Source organism: Stenotrophomonas maltophilia group sp. RNC7, assembly GCF_030910085.1.
GTDB classification, from domain to species: Bacteria; Pseudomonadota; Gammaproteobacteria; order Xanthomonadales; family Xanthomonadaceae; genus Stenotrophomonas; species Stenotrophomonas sepilia.
In genome coordinates this window covers 1-363 of record NZ_JAVFVN010000803.1, presented here as the reverse complement: position 1 = coordinate 363, position 363 = coordinate 1, and the positions used below count along the sequence as shown (strand labels likewise).

Sequence of the window (363 nt, the reverse complement as noted above, 5' to 3'; positions counted from 1 at the left end):
CGACGATGGCGTCGGCGACCTGCCGGGGCTGATCTCCAAGCTGGACTACATCGCCAACCTCGGCGTGGACACGATCTGGCTGCTGCCGTTCTACCCCTCGCCGCGGCGCGACGACGGCTATGACATCGCCGACTATCGCGGCGTGCACCCGGACTACGGCACCGTGGCCGACGTGCGCCGGCTGATCCGGGCGGCGCACGCGCGCGGCCTGCGGGTGATCACGGAACTGGTGGTCAACCACACGTCCGACCAGCATCCGTGGTTCCAGCGCGCCCGCAGTTCGCGGCCCGGTTCGGCCGCGCGCAACTTCTACGTGTGGTCGGACAACGACAAGGCCTATGCCGGCACCCGCGTCATCTTCTG

General features: G+C 69.1%; 1 protein-coding gene. It reads left to right on the top strand.

The window, feature by feature from the left end; all coding sequences use genetic code 11:
- Positions 1-363: alpha-amylase family glycosyl hydrolase (locus tag RCF13_RS19350; RefSeq protein ID WP_308141464.1), on the top strand; the 363-nt coding region annotated here is incomplete at both ends.